Raw genomic sequence first — 17735 nt, 5'->3', positions numbered from 1 at the left:
GTCCACTGTCTAAAAACTAACACGGCCACTTTCACAATCTCCAATGATCACCGCACTGATCGCTATGATTCTGGCAGCAACTCCGCCATCAATGCCAGAGGCCAGGTATTTCGGCAGCCGCACCCCGGGTTCCCTGGCCGTGCCTGATTCGGGTAGTACGACGTCCGCGGTGTCTGTCGGGCCACGTCTGATTCCATTTGGATTTTCTCCCCGTATCGAGCAGGATACGATGGAGTCCTTACCCGGTGACACGACGCACCGCCCGCGCGCGATCGAATACAGCGATGCGTACTACACGCGACTCACTGTTCACCGGGTCGCCAGTTATGCGGAGCTGCCGCTGTTTGGCGCCGAGTACGTGTTGGGTGAGAGACTTCTTCGTGATGAGCGAACCGGATTTCCACCATCATCGCTCAAGGCGGCCCACGTCGGCGTCGCAGGCGGTCTTGCCGTGCTTTTCGGCGTGAATACCGTAACCGGGGCTTGGAATCTCTGGGATTCGCGCAAGGATCCGTCGAACCGTACTCTGAGAATAGTTCATTCCGTTGCGATGCTTGGCGCCGATGCCGGGTTTGCATGGGCGGGCGCTATCGGTGGTAACGCGAAGAACAGCATCCACGATGCTCAGCGGCATCGGGCTGTGTCGGTCGGATCGATGGCGCTTGCCACTGCAGGGACAGCCATCATGTGGCTGTTCGACAAATAACCAGTCTCCAGCAAACGAAATCCCCGATGATTCTCAGTTACACGACCGGACTCCACACTCTCGCCGGTGTTCTCAAGCCGTGGCAGTCGCTCTTCAGCAATTCGAAGGTCATTTCGGACGGAGTTACGTTCCTCCATCTCGCTGGGGTTCTGTTCGCGGGTGGATTCGCGATCGCAGCCGACCGCGCAACGTTCAGGGCGCTGCGAGGCACGTCCGACGAGCGTGCCATGCTACTTCGCGAGATCAAGGACGTTCACCAGCCAGTCCTGATTGGTCTGGGCGTGCTATTCGGAAGCGGAGTTCTGCTTGCTACGTCGGATGTAGAGACATTCGGAACTTCACCAGTGTTTCTGATCAAGATGACGCTTGTCGTGCTGCTCCTCGCCAACGGGGTAATGCTCGAGCGTACAGAGACAGCACTCCGCAACCGTTCCCAGTTGCATGTCAATGTCGCGAATGAGCAACTGCTCTGGGGCAAGCTGCGCCATACCGCCATAGCGAGCATTGTGCTCTGGACGTCCATCGTTCTTGCGGGGACGATTCTTGTGAACAGTTAGATAATCGAACCCGCCAACGGCCCGACGGTAGCGACTCTTGCACTGAATATTCCTGGACCTGAAACCGGATGAATTCGAATGAGGAACAATGATGAGGAACAATGACGAAAGCGCCACACCCTGCCAGGCGTGTGGAGTCGAGCAAAGTCGGCGGACATTCCTGCGGGACAGTGCAATAGCAGCCCTTGTGGTTTCGATGGGCGCGATTGGGGTTTCCGCGCGAAAGGCGGCCGCAATGAATGTTGATTTCGTGACCGGAAGACGAAGCGCGGCAGGTGGGACGCAGACCGTCAGCTATCCGCTACCGACAACCGACGGAGCACAAATCGATCACGGCAACGAGGTGATTCTCGTCAGGTGGCAGAATGCGATTTTCGCCTTCAATCTATCGTGCCCGCATCAGCGTACCGCACTTCGGTGGGACGACGCAGATCACCGTTTCCAATGTCCCAAGCATCACTCCAAGTACCAACCGGACGGCGAATTCATCAGCGGCCGCGCGACGCGCAACATGGATCGATTCACGATCAAGCGCGATGCGACCAACATGATCATCGTTGACGTCGACAACATGCTGCGAAGCGATCAAGATCTGGCTGCCTGGACGGCGGCGACTCTCAAGGTGTGAGGCCTCATGTCACATGACAACGAGCTGGCAGATGCAGGTACGCTGAAACTGCGCGTATCTTCTTGCGAAGAGTGCAAGGCCGGAAGGGCGCAGGCAGATGTGGTCGACTCCACAGCTGTTGACCGTCGAGAGTTCGTTGTAAGGAGTGCCGTAGCGGCGATCGGGACGCTTCTTGTCACGGCGTGTGGAGGTGCAGGTTCCACCACGGGGCCCGGTGGCAATGGTGGGAATAACGGTCCGCTCAACGTGACGATTTCAAACTTTCCGGCACTCGCGAATATTGGTGGCATCGCGCGCGTGGATTCCGGTCAGGGAACGCCCGTCGCAGCGGTCAGGACGAGCGCGAGCACATTCTCAGCGTTCTCGCTCATCTGTCCGCATTTCGGATGCACGGTGGGGATCGCGAGTGGAAGCTTTGCATGCCCCTGTCATGGCGCTCGCTTCGCAGCAAATGGCCACTGGACAGGTGGCCAACCGACCGGCAACCTCACCAGCCTTGCGGCAACATTCGACGCTACGACCGACATCCTGACTATTACATCCTAGGGGCGGGCACGGGGCATCCGGCGACCACGCGAACGAACGGTGGTGAGGTGATTGGCGTCACGGGGGGCGGGCACGGGGGCCCGCCCTTACGAGACCGGGGCAGGCATGGGGGCCTGCCCCTACGAGACCGGGGCAGGCACGGGGGCCTGCCCCTACTACGCGGCTTGCTGATCTCCGCTTGCGGCCTCGGCGGCGCGCTCCTGGTCGCGTAGGGCACGGACGCGCGCGGAGAGACCGAACAGGCGAATGAAGCCGGCGGCATCGCTCTGCTGATAGACGTCGTCCTCACCGAAAGTTACGAAGCGCTCGTCGTACAGCGCGTAGGCGCTTTCGCGGCCGGCGACGATGGCGTTGCCCTTGTAGAGACGGAGCGTGACCGAGCCGGTTACGGTTTCCTGCGTGACGTTGACGAACGCGTCGTAGGACTCGCGCTCGACCGTCCACCAGCGTCCCTCGTACACCAGATCGGCGTAGCGCGGGGCGATGAGGTCCTTGGCCGCGAGTGTGCGGCGATCGAGCGTGAGCTGTTCGAGCTCACTGTGTGCGGTGTACAGCAACGTGCCGCCCGGCGTCTCGTAGATGCCGCGCGACTTCATGCCGACCAGCCGATCCTCGACCAGGTCGATGCGGCCGACGCCATTGCGTCCGCCGATCTCGTTGAGTGTGGCGAGCAACGTCACCGGCGACATTACGTGTCCGTTGACCGCGACCGGCGTTCCGCGGTCGAAGGTGATCGTCACTTCCTCGGAGACGTCGGGTGCGGACTCGGGCGACTGCGACAGCATGAATAGATCGTCCGGCGGTGACTGGGCCGGATCTTCGAGGCAGCCGCCTTCGTGCGAGATGTGCCAGATGTTGCGGTCGCGCGAGTAGATCTTCTCCTTTGTCGCTGCTACCGGGACGTTGTGCTTGGCAGCGTAGGCGATGGCGTCCTCGCGGCTGCGGATGTCCCATTCACGCCATGGGGCGATGACGGGCAGATCCGGTGCGAAGGCCGCGTAGGTGAGCTCGAAGCGGACCTGATCGTTGCCCTTGCCGGTGCAGCCGTGGGCGAGCGCGTCGGCGCCGACTGCGCGCGCGACCTCGACCTGGCGGCGTGCGATGAGCGGCCGGCCCATGGAAGTGCCGAGCAGGTACTTGCGTCCGTAGATGGCACCGGCGCGCAGGGTGGGGAAGATGAAGTCACGGACGTATTCGTCGCGCAGATCCTCGACGTAGCACTCGTCCGCGCCGGAGGCGATGGCCTTGGCCTTGACGCCGGAGAGCTCGTCGCCCTGGCCGATGTCGGCTGCGACACACACGACCTTGACGCCCGGGAATCGTTCCTTGAGCCAGGGGACGATGATCGAGGTGTCGAGCCCTCCAGAGTAGGCAAGGGCGATCTTTTTGGGTGAAAAGGTCATGGCGGCGCTCTTCTATTTGTGAATGAAATTTTATGCGGTCAACATGTATAAATAGTCGGACATGTCCGGAATGGCAACTATCCGTCCCGGGCGGAGCCAGAGAGAGCTATCTTCTCGAAATGGCCAACAAGCGCGAGCGGCAGAACGCCATCCTGGAGACCATAGAGAATCATCCGGTGGTGAGCCAGGAAGATCTCAGAAAACTGCTTCTGAGACGGGACTGGGACGTTACGCAGGCTACGCTCTCGCGGGACCTGCGCGAGCTCCGGATAGCCCGAGTCCCGACGGCGGAGGGCGCGCGCTACGCGGTGACCGACGGCAACATCGAGGAGGCGCGGGTCGCGCTGGATACGTTGCTGCCGCAGCTGTTCATGCGGATCGACGGGGTGAGCGAGATGGCGGTGCTGCGCACGGTTCCGGGTGGCGCGCAACCGATTGCGAGCGCGCTGGACGGTGAGGGGTGGCCGGACATACTCGGCACTGTTGGCGGCGATGATACGATTCTGATCATCTGCAGGTCGGTGCAGGCGCGCGAGCGTACTGTACGGAAGATCAAGGGGCTGGCGGGAGAGCCGGGGTAGTAGAGACACCCGCCATTCCCGCGAAAGCGGGAACCCATTTGCTGCCGATCCGCGCGGTGCTGCGATGGCACTCGGAGATCGATAACATGGATTCCCGCTTTCGCGGGAATGACGATACGACCTGTGTGACTCAGTGCTTCAGTGTGATCCGAATGAGTCCGTCCTTCGCGCGCGGATCTGACGACTGCGCCAGCGCGGCTGCGCCCTTGAAGACGTCGACACTCGCGATCCGGCTCGGATCGATCGCTTTCATCGCGGCGAGGTCGGATGCTACACCGTCGATCGTGACTGCGCCGGTGAACGGCCGCTTCTGTCTGGTGGTCATGATGGACTGATCCGGTACTGGGCCAGACGGTGGCGCCATGGACATTCGGACGGAAAACGTTTTCTCATGGCTTCCATCGGCCGTGACGGAGTCCATCGCCCGAACGTGGTATACGGAGTCCGGTACGGTAATCCAGATCTCGTTTCCGCTTGCGAGCTTGCTCCCCTTCATGACCCGGATCGAGGAGATGTTTCTTGCGTCGATCGCATGGGCGCTGTCCGCGGAGACTTTAACGTTGTCGACGTAGAACGTTACTGGCTGATCGCTGATGATGGATGCCTTGCGCGCGTTGGTTTCTGCCGATGCAGCATCGAGCCCGCTTATGTCCGCTGCAGTCGGAACGTGCGATTCACACGCGGCGATGGCAATCGTCGATACGATCGCGAGATACGACAGAGTCCGTAGATAGCGCGCGACGGGCCGCGGTGCGAGAGAGGGATCGTTGTGCGGTATCATGGCGTTCAATCTCCGTTCGAGGTGTGAAGACGGCTCCAGCAGCGACGTCGCTCCGAGCCACAACTGCGCGGGTGCGCCGAGTCGCACTCTCGCCTGGTTCAACAACAACTCCGCATATGTTCTGAGCGAAGCACCGCGCCGTACCACGCGTGCGTCGCAGTCGAGCTCGATCGCGAGACGAGTGCGGGCGAGGCAATACCATGCGCCGGGATGCCACGGGATCAGCGCGACAAGTGTCCACATGGCTGCAAGCAGCAGCGGGTCTCGTGCTCGCTGATGCTCCGTCTCATGCATCATTACGAGATTGCTGTCATCTGCACCGTACTCGAGCATCCAGCGCGGTACGACAACCTCCGGGCGGAAGAGACCGATGACAGCGGGACCGGCGTGCGGAGCGACGCGCACGGTCCGGCCCGCGAACTCGGTCAGCTTCCAGCGCCGCGCGATGTACCATACGCGAGCGTAGACGATACAGACAAAGATCAACATGACTGCACTTGCAACGCACCACAGTGTCGTGAGCACGCGACTCTGTGCCGGTCCAGCAGCATGCGCTGCGAATGCTGCGGCAGAGCGCGGGAAGGAGATCACGTTGCTCGCGACGCGTGCAAGGTTGGCCATGGCGCCGGCATCGGCGTGATGGATTGGTGGCGCTTGAGTTGTCGGTGCAATCACCAGCTGCGCGGGCGACGGTGTCATCTGCTGCACCGCAGTCCGTCCACCGATGAGGAGAATGGCGATCGCGGTAGCTGCCCATGCACCGCGTACCGGCCACTTCCAGAGCCGAAGGATCTTCTCAGTCAACATAGCCGCCCAAATGAGCGGCAGTGTCACGATCAGGATGTAGACTACGAACGCCGCGGTCACGGCTCGCGCTCCAGGCGCTCCGCTATGAGACGCTGCATGCGCTCGAGCTCGGCGTTACTGATGCGCCGGTCGGAGACAAGCTGGGCGAACATGCGCTCGGCGGAACCTTCGAATATCGATTCCCTGATTCTCGCGAGCGCGCTCTTTCCAGCGCGCCGCGCGTCGATGGTGGGGAAGTATCTGTGCGCACGACCTTCCGGCTCATGCCGCACGCAGTTCTTTTCCTCGAGCGTCCGCAGCGCAGAGAGCACGGAGTTGTACGCGAGAGAGTCCTTCAGCTCGGCGCGGACTTCCGCCACGTTCGCGGATCCAAGGCGCCAGAGGATGCTCATTACTTCCAGTTCACGCGGCGGAAAGTACATAACCACTCGGGGAAAGGGGTTAACTCCTGACTTTTCAGGAGATTACGCCCTTTCCCCGAGATTGTCAACTGGTTTTTCAGGAGTTGGCCAATTCTGCCTCTTCCGAAGGGGTGAGCAATGGCAGATCAGGGCTCATTGTCATCCTTGTCGGCGGTCTCTCCCTGCTGGAGTGAATTGCGATACGGCGTGAGGTCTGCGGGAATCGAAATGGCGGGAATTCCTGCCGTTTTGAGTTTCGCGTTCAGCGAATTGAGCTCCGAACCCCTGACCCTGTTCCAGTCGACGACTGCGGCGTCGAGCTGCTGTTGCAATGCGGAGACGGCAGCTGTCGCCTGCGTCGTTGGGCGCGCATCGACGCCATCTATGGTTTCGAGCAACCCACCAAGCGTACTGTTGAGACGCGTGATCCGGAGTGCTTCGACGTGCGCGTGCAGTGTATCGATTGCTGCACGCACGCTCGCCGATGCACCGGGATTATGCGTTCTGGCTTCCTGTAGCTGATTCAACAACGCGCGACCTTCGACCACTGCATCGAAGTCACGCTCGATCATCGATGCGATATGCGTAGCGAGCGTGAATTGCTGTTGCAGATCGGCGGCCGGCGTGTGCACACGCGGATCCATCTTCACCACGAGTGGCTGTGTGTAGCTCTTTCCGTCGACGGTGAGGCGAACGGTGTAGGTGCCAGGGAGCGCGGCCGGTCCAAGTGGCAGTCGCGGCGTATCCATGTAGATCGCCGAGATGGGATACTGGTGCATGAGCACACTCGGATCGGAATAGTGCAGGTTCCATATCCAGCGGTGCATTCCGGGCGCAGCGGATAGAATGCGCGGACGGCGGATCCAGTATGCCGGTACGTTCAGCGCATCGATCTGCTTCTCGGTTACTTCCGGGCGATCGTTACTGGCGTAGCGACGTACGAGCTTGCCACTCGCGTCGAGAATTTCCAGTGTAACCGTGCTCTTCGGCGTGCCGCCGAGGTAGTAATCGATGATTGCTCCGTCGGGTGGATTCTGGCCGACAGGTTCCTCGGGCGGCAGTGGTGTGTCGGTGTACGTGTCGCGATGAACGCGGAACGCAGCTGCCGGGGTAAATAGATGAGCGGTTTCGTGTGAAGTCTGCGCCGAGAGCTGGCGGAGAGGGGTTACGTCGTCGAGAATCCAGAACGAGCGGCCGTGGCTTGCGACGACGAGGTCGCTGTCCTTGACGACGAGGTCGCGGATCGACGTTGCGGGAAGATTCTGGCGCAGTGACTGCCAGTGGTCGCCGTCGTCGAAGGAGACGTAGACGGTGGTCTCGGTTCCGGCGTAGAGCAGTCCCTTGCGAACGGGATCCTCTCGCACCGTGTTGACTGGAGCATCGTCGGGAAGTCCGGTGTCGATCTCCTCCCACGTCTTTCCGCCGTCGTGTGTGCGGTAGATGTGAGGATGAAGGTCATCGAGCCGGAAACGATTCACTGCAGCGTACACTGTCTGATCATCAAAATGAGACGCATCGAGCTGCGCGATCTTGCTCCACGGCGTGATGCCGGACGGTGTCACGTTGCTCCACGTCTTTCCGCCGTCGCGTGTTACATGAATCAAGCCATCGTCGGTGCCGACCCAGATGACGTTGGCGTCGCGGTACGACGGAGCGATGCTGTAGATGACACCGCGATGATGGCCGTGCGCAGGATCGGCACTGACGAATGAGCCGAGTGTTGCGGGGATGCCGGGATCTTCACGCGTTAGATCGGGGCTTATGACGTCCCAGCTCTGACCGCCGTTGCGCGTTCTGAAGAGAACGTTGCTCGCGAGAAAAAGTGTGTGCGGATCGGCGTAGGAGAAGATGAGCGGAGCAGTGCGGTTGAAGCGATACTTGCCGTCCCTGATTGCTTCGGGGGCGACATTCTGGTTCTGGCCCGTGACGCGGTCGTAGCGCGTTGCCTTGCCACCGAACACGATGTTGGAGTCGAGCGGATCGGGGGCTACGTAGCCGTATTCTTCGGTACCGACCGGATGGAATTCACGGAATGTGATTGCGCCGTCGTTGCCGCGGCTCGCGATGGCGGCGGATCCGCTTTCCTGTTGACCGCCGTAAACCTGATACGGAAAACGATTGTCGGTGGCGACGTGGTAGAACGCAGCTGTAGGCTGGTTGTACCATGAGCTCCAGGTCTTTCCGCCGTTGACGCTTATGGTTGCGCCCTGATCGACGGCAAGAAGCAGGATCTCGGGATGCAGCGGGTTGATCCAGATTGCGTGGTAATCATCGCCGCCTGGCGCGCCCTTGATCGCGGTGAAGGTTGCGCCGCCGTCCATCGAGCGATATGTCGAAGTATTGCAGACGTAGATCTCGTCCGGGTTGCGCGGATCGGCGCGGACCCAGGCGAAATCGGATCCGCGACCCCAGACGCGCTGCTCGTTGTTTACGCGTGTCCAGCTCTCGCCAGCGTCGTCGGATCGGAACAGGCCGCCGGCGTCACGTTTTGCTTCGACGAGTGCGTACATGCGATTGTGATTGCTTGGCGCAACGGTGAAGCCGATGCGTCCAAGACCCTGCGCGTCGGTTGGAAGCCCACGTGTCAACTGATGCCAGCTGGTGCCGCCATCTACAGACTTGAACAATCCGCTGCCGGTACCGTTGTACGAATCGCTCGATGTCCACGGTGGACGTCGTGATGCCCACATGCTGGCGTAGATGATCTGCGGATTGGTGGGATCGAATGCGAGATCGACGCCGCCGGTGTTCTCGTCCTTGTAGAGAACCCTGGTCCAGTTTTCTCCGCCGTCGGTGGAGCGAAAGATTCCGCGCTCGGTATTGGGCCCGTACGGGTGGCCGAGCACTGCTGCCAATACGCGGTTGGGATTAGATGGATCAACAATTATTGATGCGATTTGTTGACCGTCGCGGAGGCCGAGATGGCGCCAGGTCCTGCCCGCATCGGTGGACTTGTAGATCCCGTTGCCGGTGGAGAGATCGGGGCGGCGAAGGCCTTCGCCGGAACCGACGTAGATGACGTTGGGATCCGATGGCGCGAGTGCAATGGTACCGATGGAACCAGTCGATTCGGAGTCGAAGATCGGATTCCAGGTGCGGCCGGCATCGGTGGTTTTCCAGACGCCGCCGTTGTTGACGCCGACGTAGAAAGTGTTGGGCTGATCGGGGATTCCGGCGGCTCCGACGGTTCGGCCGCCGCGAAAGGGGCCTATGAGCCGATAGCGAAGGCTGGAGTACATCGCCGGATCGATGCTCTGGGATTGCGCAGCGAGTGGGAGAGCGGTGATCGCTGCAGAAGCGATGAGGGAAGCCAGGATTGAAAGGCGCACGGTATGTCTGATTGGAAGCCGGGAAGTCTGATTCGAAACCAGGAAGTCTGGTTGGAAGCCGGGAAGCTTACCCGATCTCGATTGCATTATAAGTGAAAGGCACGGATGCATCCGTGCCCCACAGTCGCGTCCGTCGTTGCTGGTGGGTGGACGTCGTCATCGTGGAGATCGATAACATGGATTCCCGCGTTCGCGGGAATGACGAAGAAAAGGCGGGAATGACGAAAAAAAGCGGGAGTGACGACTTCGGGCATCCGGCTCTACTGTTCGTACTGTGCCACCGTGAATGCTATGAGCACCGGGACGTGAATGGCGTAGACGATGATCGAGAGGGTGAGCACGACGAGTGGTCCGCCGCTCATTCCGTCGCGCAGGAATGCGAACTCGATCAATCCCGCCGTTATCGCATACGCCAGCAGAGCCCACTTGCCTACGGCGAAGAATTTCTTCCACGCGAAATCCTTCGCGCGGCTGAGCGCGATGAGATTTACCGCCAGCAGCAATGTCGACGCGCCGAGAAGAATCCACGCCGGCGTGAGGGGCACCTGTTGTGGCAGGTGTGAGGCGAGATAGATGCCACCGATGAGGATCAGCGCGAGCGAAGTCATCGCGAGCTGAGTAACTGGCGGAAGAGTGCGCTCGCTCATCCGACTCTGATTCTGGTCATGATCACGAGGATCGCAACCTGAAGCGTTCCGGTGAAGCCGGCAGCGAAGATGAAGCGTTTCATCAGCTTCTGAATCACCGCTGGATTTGGTTTGGGCTTCTTGAGTTCGGTGAGGACCGCGATGTTGGCGGGAGAGAGAAGGCCGAGCGCGATGACAGCCATGAATCCGACGACGATGTAGCTGGCGACGATCCACCCGTGATTGTAGTACGAGCTGTTGACGGTGCCCATGAGCATGCCGAGCTGCCAGCCGGCCGCGAGAGTGACTGTCACGACTGTCGGCATGATCAGCACCATCTTGGGCATCAGGCGGGTGGCCATCTCAACGCGTGCTGAGGGCGGGAGTTTTCCCATGGTGGGCCCGATCACGAATCCCATGAAGAGATCGACGATCGTCCATGCAGCGCCGAAGGCGACGTGCAGAAAGACGAGGGGCCAGAGTTTATTGGCTACGATCGCTGCAACAAGGGCGGCGAATACCACACCGACTATCGGGAGTCCCTTTCGCGGGACGATCTGAAAGTCGGCCGTGCGTGGTGGGCCGGATCGACCAGAATCATCGCCTTCCAGGCGGGGCAACGCCTCCGCAATTTCGATCATTCGCGATCTTACGACTACAGAACGTGGACGTCAAGCGGATCGTTGCCGGGTGGATCACCGCCACGAACCGAGCTGGCGTCTAGTCGGGGCCCGTGTGCGCCGCCAGCGATACTCGCAGCTCCTTAAGTGCGGTGGACACGTGGTTCGCGAGGGTCTGCGCCGAGACTCCCATGACCTCCGCGGCCTCCCGATAGCTGAGTCCGTGGTATCGGACCAGCACGAGTGCTTCGCGCCGCCGGGCAGGGAGCTTGCGCAGGGCAGTCTCGATCGCGGCGGAGAGATCCTGTTCGTGGAGATTGGTGTCCGGCATCGACGGCTCCGTGTGAGCAGCCCGCACGCGTTCCAGCACATCCGGCCGGGCGTGCAGCTTCCGATCCCGGAATTCATTCAGCGAAAGTCTGCGAACCGACTGCATGAGATATGCGCGCAGCGCTCCGGGCTGTCCGATGTTGTGGCGGTGATTCCACAGACGGATCAACGCTTCCTGTGCAACATCCTCCGCGTTGTCGACAGAGCCAAGCAAATCGTACGCAAATCCCACGAGCGCCGACCAGTGCTTGCGCGCGATGTGGTTGAGCACATCGTGGTCGTCGTCACCAAGTCGCCGAAGCCATTCCGCTTCATCGATGGCATCTGTGCGGGTTCCCGCTGGCGGCACTGATTCTGACAAACACTACCTCCATTGGCGAGAACGCGAAATGACCAATTGCGAAGTGCGGGGCGATTGCGAGCAGGAAGCCGACTCTGCGACATAGCTCCACGAACGTACGAACGTCAAGGTGCAAATCACTCGGGTTGCAAGACACGAAATTCGGAATGGTATAAACGCGACTCTCGTGTGTCTTACCCCCAAGCACATCACTGCTCTGCGCGTGGAGAGAGCGGTGTTCGCGGGACGATTCTCTCTCTGTTGCGGGGTGACGCAGTGCACAATTCCATTCCTGACAAATCAGAGAATATCGATGAGCTTCTCGTCGCGCTGATCAGCGGCGATGTACTTACAGCGCAGCAATCCATGGTGCTCGAAGCCTGGCAGGCTGCGTCGGTGGACAACCGTGTACGGCTGGAACAGATGCGTGCCACGTGGAACTTGCTGGGCCAGCGCTCGCTTGCCTTGCCGGAGTTCCGAGCGATCGATGTCATGGCGCCTCCCCCGCGACGGAGTGCGTCGGTAATAGGGCGGATCGGTGATTGGCGGCGACCTGCCTGGGTTGCTGCCGGCCTCGCGGCCGCATTACTCGTTTTTGCAATCAACCGCTCGACTCGGCCTACCGAGCGTGAAAGCGTGCAGCATTACGCGGCGGTGGACGGGCAAGCTTCGGATATTCGCCTGGATGACGGCACGGTAGTGCATTTGGCGCCGGGCAGCAGGCTCGACGTGACCCATGGTTCTGGTGGTCGCGACGTGCGCCTGACGGGCCAGGCGTTCTTTGCTGTTACCCATCAAGCGGGTCGCCCGTTCCGTGTGCACACATCATCGGGCGATATCAAGGTTCTCGGGACGCGATTCAACGTGAACTCCGACAACGCGCGCACGGACCTGGTTGTGGTGGATGGGCGCGTGGAGCTCTCGACTGGAGCACATCGAGTGCAGGTAGTGGGCGGGGAAATCAGTCGCGCGGAGCATGGCGACGTTGCGCCTGCCGTTGCGGTTCCGGATGTGTATTCGCGGCTCGGGTGGATGAGCAGCACCATGCTATTCAATGCGACCCCGCTTCCCAGAGTCGCAGACGAGATAGCACATCGATTCGGAGTCCGCGTGCAGGTCGATTCATCGCTCGACGAGCATACGGTAACAGCCGTGTTCAACAATCGGCCACTTCCCGACGTGCTCGATGTTGTGTGCCGGATCATCGATGCCAAGTGCAGTATTGCGTCCGACAGCGAGATCGTACGTATCTCGGCGTATACGGCCCCTATGTAGGCATTGCACCTTCGCGCTCGCGGTAGCGCGAAGAAGTCTGCAGTACGACCCCGGAACGGCTGTCGGCACAGATGCGTGTGACAGCGCTGATGACGTAACCACCAGTCCCCCCACGGGAGAGGCAATGCGAGTACCGCGAATTGGATTGATGGCAGGTGTGTGTCTTGCGGCGTCTCTGCCGCCAACCGTGTCTGCCGGTGCACAGGGAATTACTCCCCTGGCTCAGGTTGCATCAGCGACGAAGGCCGGTGCACGAGTCACGGAATCGTTGCTCAACCGTGCAGCCAACCTCGATGCCGAGAGTGAGCCGTTGCGCGACGTACTGGTGCGGTTACGCCGGACGTCGGGAGTGTTCGTCGCATTCAGTCCGACGCGCGTGCCGGCGACCGTGCGTGTCACGTGCCGCTGTACGAAGGCCACCGTCGGTGACGCACTTGCTCAGCTTCTCCGTGGGCTTCCGTTCACGTACAGCGAGATGGGCGAGCTGGTTACTGTCGAACCCATCGGCTCCGAGCTGGAAACCAACTCCTCGAGATCAGCGGCACAGGCAGCACATTCTGACGGTCGATCGGAGCCTGTCAACGACGAACGTCGCGGGGCATCTGTCGTTGGAATATCGAAGGGATCGCGAAGTGTGGTCGCAGCGGTAGTCTCGGGTCGCGTATCTGAAGAGGGCTCTGGCCGCCCGCTTGCGTCGGCGCAGGTGTCGATCGAGGGAACGCGTCTTGGTGCGATTACGGGCGACGACGGCCGGTACCGGATCGTCGGAGTGCCGGCCGGCCCGCAGAAGATCAATGTGCGCCTGATTGGCTATGCAGCGCAGCAGACGACAGTGACAGCGCCGGAGGACGGCGATCTCGAAGCGAATTTCGTACTTGTAAGACAGGCAATTTCGCTGAGCCAGGTACTGGTAACTGGCACGGCTGGACGCCAGGAAATGCGTGCACAGGGTGCTACGGTCGCGAGCGTGAACGTTGGACGGGTGACCGAGCTCACGCCCGTGAAGAGTGTTACGGACATCATCTCCGGGCGCGTTGCGGGTGTGTCTGTCACGCAGGGTTCGGGGGTGAGCGGGTCGAGCCAGCAGATACGCATTCGCGGCGCGTCCTCGATCTCGCTGTCGAACGAGCCGCTGGTGTACGTGGATGGAATTCGCATCGATACCAAGCAAACGGCGGTAGCGGCTGGTGCCGTGGTCAATCCGCTGAACGACATGGATCCGAATGAAATCGAATCTGTGGAAATCGTGAAGGGGCCGGCGGCGGCGACGCTTTACGGCGCAGATGCATCAGCGGGCGTAATCCAGATCATCACCAAACGCGGCGCAGCCGGGACGCCATTCCGCAAGACTCTCTCGGTGACTCACGCGCAGCTGGATCCGACGTTCACCCCGTACACCAACTTTGCGGCGTGTCGCGCTCAGGATCTGAATACGGCGACGTTGTGCAAGGGGCGCAGTGTCGGCGACATCGTTTCCGATCAACCGATGGTCCGGTACGGACTCCCGAATACTGGTCACCAGACATCCATCAACGGCTCGGTTCGCGGTGGCGGGACGAGTTACGGTTTCTTCTCATCCGTCGGCGTCGATCAGGAAAAGGGACTGTTCCCGAACAATACGTACGACAGGATGTCGGCACGTCTCAATTACAACATTCAGCCGACCGAGAAGACGCGTATCGAGCTGAACCTGCCAGCGTTGCGGGTTACTGGTGATCTACCTGTGACGGCGGGCAGCAGCGCGGGGTGGACGACTGGTGGAATGGCGGGATCGCCTCTGACGATTGGGACTCCAACCGATGGCTGGTTCGGCGCAAACCGGACGCCCGACGCAATCGCTTCGATTCGTCATGAAATCAACTCGGTACGCCTCATACCCGATGTGAAGTTGAGCTGGAATCCGGGTGCGCACTTCCGAAACCGCCTCACGCTCGGCGCGGATCTGTCGTCGGTGAAAAGCAATGAGTTCTTCCCCAAGAACAGCAACGGGTGGTACTCGGCATCACAGAATCTCGGGATCATTCGCGAAGACCGTCGCGATCTCCAGCGCGGAACGGCGAATTATCTGGGAACGCTGGATCTCACGATGGGCAGAGGTTGGAATTCGACCCTGTCATTCGGGTCCGAGGTGCAGGCAGACATTGAAGATCTCACCTATGCGCTTGGAAATCAGCTGACGACCAATTCCGCGCGATCGGTCAGCGCGGCCGCACAGGTATCGGGCGGTCAGACGGTTGTACGTGACCGCCGCGTGGGATTCTATGGGCAGTGGGAACCCAATTACGAAGAGCGCGTCTATCTGCAGTTCGGGCTCAGAGCCGATCGTTTCGCTGCGTTCGGTGCATCGGCTCCGTGGTTCTACAGTCCATCGGCGCGTGTGTCGTACGTACTGTCCGACGAGCCGTTCTTCTCGGTTGACTGGGTCAAGTCGCTTCGTCTTCGCGCGGCCTTCGGTACAACGGGTAGAGCGCCGACAGCTGGCGCGTCACTGAGGACGTTCCTGGCGGCGCCGTATCTGACCGGTCCGAACCAGGTCGCATCCGGCATCATCCCATTGAATCCGGGCAATCCCAAGTTGCAGGCAGAACGTGGCCAGGAATTCGAAGCCGGCATTGACGCATCGCTGTTCAACGAACGTCTGGGCCTCGAGCTGACTTTCTTCGACAAGAACACGAAGAACCTGCTGCTCAGAGTTCCGCAGCCACCGTCGCTCGGATTTCAGGAAGACGGTTATCGGAACATCGGAAAGGTGCTCAACAGAGGCCTGGAGCTCACTGCGCGCACCAAGGTAATCACGGGCGAGAACTTCAGCTGGGGAGTCGACGTCGGTGCCAACACGCTGCGCAACGAGATCCTCGACCTTGGCGGGGTGCCGGCATTCTCATCGATTCGTTTCGGCACGGTAAACAGCGTACGTCAGGGCCGTCAGGTCGGAGCATTCTACACGAATCGCATTCAACGCATCGACACTAATGCCGGTGTGGCAGTCGTCTCGGATTCGCTCGAGTACGTAGGGAACCTTCTCCCGACGTTCGAAGCAAACGCTGCTTCCACGTTCACCTTCTTCCGCAAGCTTCGTCTGTACACGCAGTTCGATACCAAGCGGAACTTCTACATCTACAATGCGACGGCTGCATACCGCGAGCGCAACTTCGGTATCGCCGAGAATGCGGTGCGGCGGAACGAAGTGCTGACAGCGGAGCAGCGGCTCAGCCGATTCGGTCCGTACGTGACCGAGAGCGGGGCGTCGATGGGTACAGGCACGGTGCTCGGCCCGTACCTCGAGCGTGCGGACTTCGTTCGACTGAATGAGGTCACGCTCAGCTATCAACTCCCGGAGAGGATAGCACGGAAGGTGATGGGAGCGCATTCGGCTTCGCTGGCGTTGTCAGGGCGAAATGTCGCTCTGTGGAGCCCGTACTCGGGGTTCAACCCGGACGTGCAGAACGAAATGGACGCTCTCGCTGGACGTGCCGATTTCTTCACGCTACCGCCGCCGCGCAGGCTCGGCGTGCGACTCGATCTCACTTTCTAATCCAGCTCGCTGCGGAGGCGATACAGCAATGAGAATATCAAGACTGAGGCGTGGCGGGATCTGTCTAGCTGCCGCACTCTCAATGGGCGGTTGCAGCGACTTTGTCACGGTGCAGAATCCGAATATCGTGGAGGCCGGCGGCATCAATCCCGATGTTGACGGCGCACTCATCGCCTACTCTGCGTTCCAGGATTTCGTCGCGGGCTTTGGTGACATCGCACTGTACACTGCGTGGTTTACGACCGAGGCATGGACGGGGGATTCATCGGAGGATCGAAGCGAGGTTGGCCGGCGCGCGATAGATCCGGCGAATCCGCGTTTGAACACCGACGTGTGGATTCGGTTTTCCCGTGGACTCGCCACGACTGAAAACACGCGTGACATATTGCTCACTGCGAGCGACGCCACGAAGAACATTCATCACGCACGGGTGAATCTCGCTGCCGGATATTCCTACCTTCTGATGGCCGAGACGTTCTGTCGAGGGACGGCGCGCGGAGGTCCTGTGCTGACCACCGCCGAGATGCTGAATCTCGCGACCGAGCGACTCACGAGTGCGCGAGACATCGGGCTTGCGGCGGGTGGCGCACCTGGTACGCTGATCGTAAACGCAGCTTCAGTCGGGCTGGGACGCGCGCTGCTACAGGCTGGAAAGGCAGCCGAGGCAGCCGCCGCGGTGCGCAACGTTCCTGCGAACTTCGAGTACCTGCTGTACACGCAGGACGATCCTGCAAACCGCGCGCGGCTGGGAAATCGCATGTGGGAGGCGACCGTGGATCGTCCGTCACTGGTTGTTCCTCCAGTGTATCGCGCTGCTGCTGACGCAGGCGACCCGCGAATTCGCTATCAGAACACCGGGCTTCGCGCGTACGACGGATTCCTGCCGATGTACGCCCAGCGCAAGTATCCCAGCTGGGCGGCGTCATACCGACTCGCGACGGGGCTCGAAGCGCGTTACATAGCCGTCGAGGCCGCCGGCGATCAGGGCGCCATGCTGAACTTCGTGAACGAGCGGCGCGCTGCAGGGAATCTTGCTGCGGTCAGCGGGCTCACGGGCGACGCGTTGCTAACTGAATTCCTGGCTCAGAAGTCGCTCGACTTCTGGCTCGAAGGAAGGCGCATGGGTGATTTCCGGCGTCATGGCGCTCTGGTGCCGAATGTCGCACAGCCCGGTGAAGTGTTTTACAAGCCTGCAGCAGGACCCGTGGGCAACGGGATGTGTTTCCCTGTCCCGCTCGCCGAAACATCAGCGAACTCAAACTTCCGATGA

Annotated in this window: 15 protein-coding genes; 8 read left to right on the top strand and 7 right to left on the bottom strand. The window is 60.7% G+C overall.

Going from position 1 to position 17735, the window contains the following annotated elements; genetic code table 11:
• Nucleotides 1-229 precede the first annotated feature (229 nt).
• The 4 genes from V4529_04715 (at nt 230) to V4529_04700 (ending at nt 2437) form a co-directional block, all read left to right on the top strand.
• Nucleotides 230-706 (top strand): hypothetical protein, encoded by a 477-nt coding sequence (locus V4529_04715; GenBank protein MES2357626.1) that lies wholly within the window; start codon nt 230-232, stop codon nt 704-706.
• A 26-nt stretch (nt 707-732) separates the two neighbouring features.
• A complete protein-coding gene (locus tag V4529_04710; GenBank protein MES2357625.1) occupies nt 733-1263 on the top strand; it encodes a hypothetical protein in 531 nt (176 codons plus the stop codon).
• Nucleotides 1264-1513: 250 nt separating this feature from the next.
• A complete protein-coding gene (locus V4529_04705; protein ID MES2357624.1) occupies nt 1514-1891 on the top strand; it encodes a Rieske (2Fe-2S) protein in 378 nt (125 codons plus the stop codon).
• Nucleotides 1892-1897: 6 nt separating this feature from the next.
• Nucleotides 1898-2437: a Rieske (2Fe-2S) protein gene (locus tag V4529_04700; GenBank protein ID MES2357623.1), complete on the top strand. Its 540-nt coding sequence runs from the start codon at nt 1898-1900 to the stop codon at nt 2435-2437.
• A 155-nt stretch (nt 2438-2592) separates the two neighbouring features.
• Here the strand turns inward: V4529_04700 and V4529_04695 are convergent, their stop codons facing one another.
• Nucleotides 2593-3840, bottom strand: coding sequence for an argininosuccinate synthase (locus V4529_04695; protein ID MES2357622.1), 1248 nt, complete (start codon nt 3838-3840; stop codon nt 2593-2595).
• Nucleotides 3841-3959: 119 nt separating this feature from the next.
• Here V4529_04695 and V4529_04690 point away from each other — a divergent pair, with 119 nt between their 5' ends.
• The gene (locus V4529_04690; protein ID MES2357621.1) at nt 3960-4421 is read left to right on the top strand and encodes a hypothetical protein; all 462 of its coding nucleotides are present in this window, start codon (nt 3960-3962) and stop codon (nt 4419-4421) included.
• 130 nt (nt 4422-4551) lie between these two features.
• Here V4529_04690 and V4529_04685 read toward each other — a convergent pair whose 3' ends face one another.
• The 6 genes from V4529_04685 to V4529_04660 form a co-directional block, all read right to left on the bottom strand.
• Nucleotides 4552-6069 (bottom strand): M56 family metallopeptidase, encoded by a 1518-nt coding sequence (locus V4529_04685; GenBank protein ID MES2357620.1) that lies wholly within the window; start codon nt 6067-6069, stop codon nt 4552-4554.
• A complete protein-coding gene (locus V4529_04680) occupies nt 6066-6431 on the bottom strand; it encodes a BlaI/MecI/CopY family transcriptional regulator (protein MES2357619.1) in 366 nt (121 codons plus the stop codon). The genes V4529_04685 and V4529_04680 overlap by 4 nt, the downstream gene beginning before the upstream one ends.
• 125 nt (nt 6432-6556) lie before the next feature.
• Nucleotides 6557-9739, bottom strand: a complete 3183-nt coding sequence (locus V4529_04675) for a glycoside hydrolase (GenBank protein ID MES2357618.1) — start codon at nt 9737-9739, stop codon at nt 6557-6559.
• A gap of 260 nt (nt 9740-9999) precedes the next feature.
• Nucleotides 10000-10386, bottom strand: a complete 387-nt coding sequence (locus V4529_04670; protein ID MES2357617.1) for a hypothetical protein — start codon at nt 10384-10386, stop codon at nt 10000-10002.
• The gene (locus V4529_04665; protein MES2357616.1) at nt 10383-11006 is read right to left on the bottom strand and encodes a hypothetical protein; all 624 of its coding nucleotides are present in this window, start codon (nt 11004-11006) and stop codon (nt 10383-10385) included. Before V4529_04665 ends, V4529_04670 begins: the two co-directional genes overlap by 4 nt.
• A gap of 79 nt (nt 11007-11085) precedes the next feature.
• On the bottom strand, nt 11086-11676 hold the full coding sequence (locus V4529_04660; GenBank protein ID MES2357615.1) for a sigma-70 family RNA polymerase sigma factor: 591 nt from the start codon (nt 11674-11676) through the stop codon (nt 11086-11088).
• Nucleotides 11677-11844: 168 nt separating this feature from the next.
• Between V4529_04660 and V4529_04655 the strand changes: the two genes are divergently transcribed.
• From V4529_04655 to V4529_04645, 3 genes are all read left to right on the top strand, one after another.
• Nucleotides 11845-12930 carry a FecR domain-containing protein gene (locus tag V4529_04655; GenBank protein MES2357614.1) on the top strand — a complete coding sequence of 362 codons (1086 nt, stop codon included), beginning with the start codon at nt 11845-11847 and terminating at the stop codon, nt 12928-12930.
• A gap of 124 nt (nt 12931-13054) precedes the next feature.
• Nucleotides 13055-16465: a SusC/RagA family TonB-linked outer membrane protein gene (locus tag V4529_04650; GenBank protein ID MES2357613.1), complete on the top strand. Its 3411-nt coding sequence runs from the start codon at nt 13055-13057 to the stop codon at nt 16463-16465.
• A 28-nt stretch (nt 16466-16493) separates the two neighbouring features.
• A complete protein-coding gene (locus V4529_04645) occupies nt 16494-17735 on the top strand; it encodes a hypothetical protein (GenBank protein ID MES2357612.1) in 1242 nt (413 codons plus the stop codon).

The organism is Gemmatimonadota bacterium, assembly GCA_040388625.1.
Classification (GTDB): Bacteria; Gemmatimonadota; Gemmatimonadetes; order Gemmatimonadales; family Gemmatimonadaceae; genus Fen-1247.
This window is presented reverse-complemented; position numbering and strand designations above follow the sequence as displayed.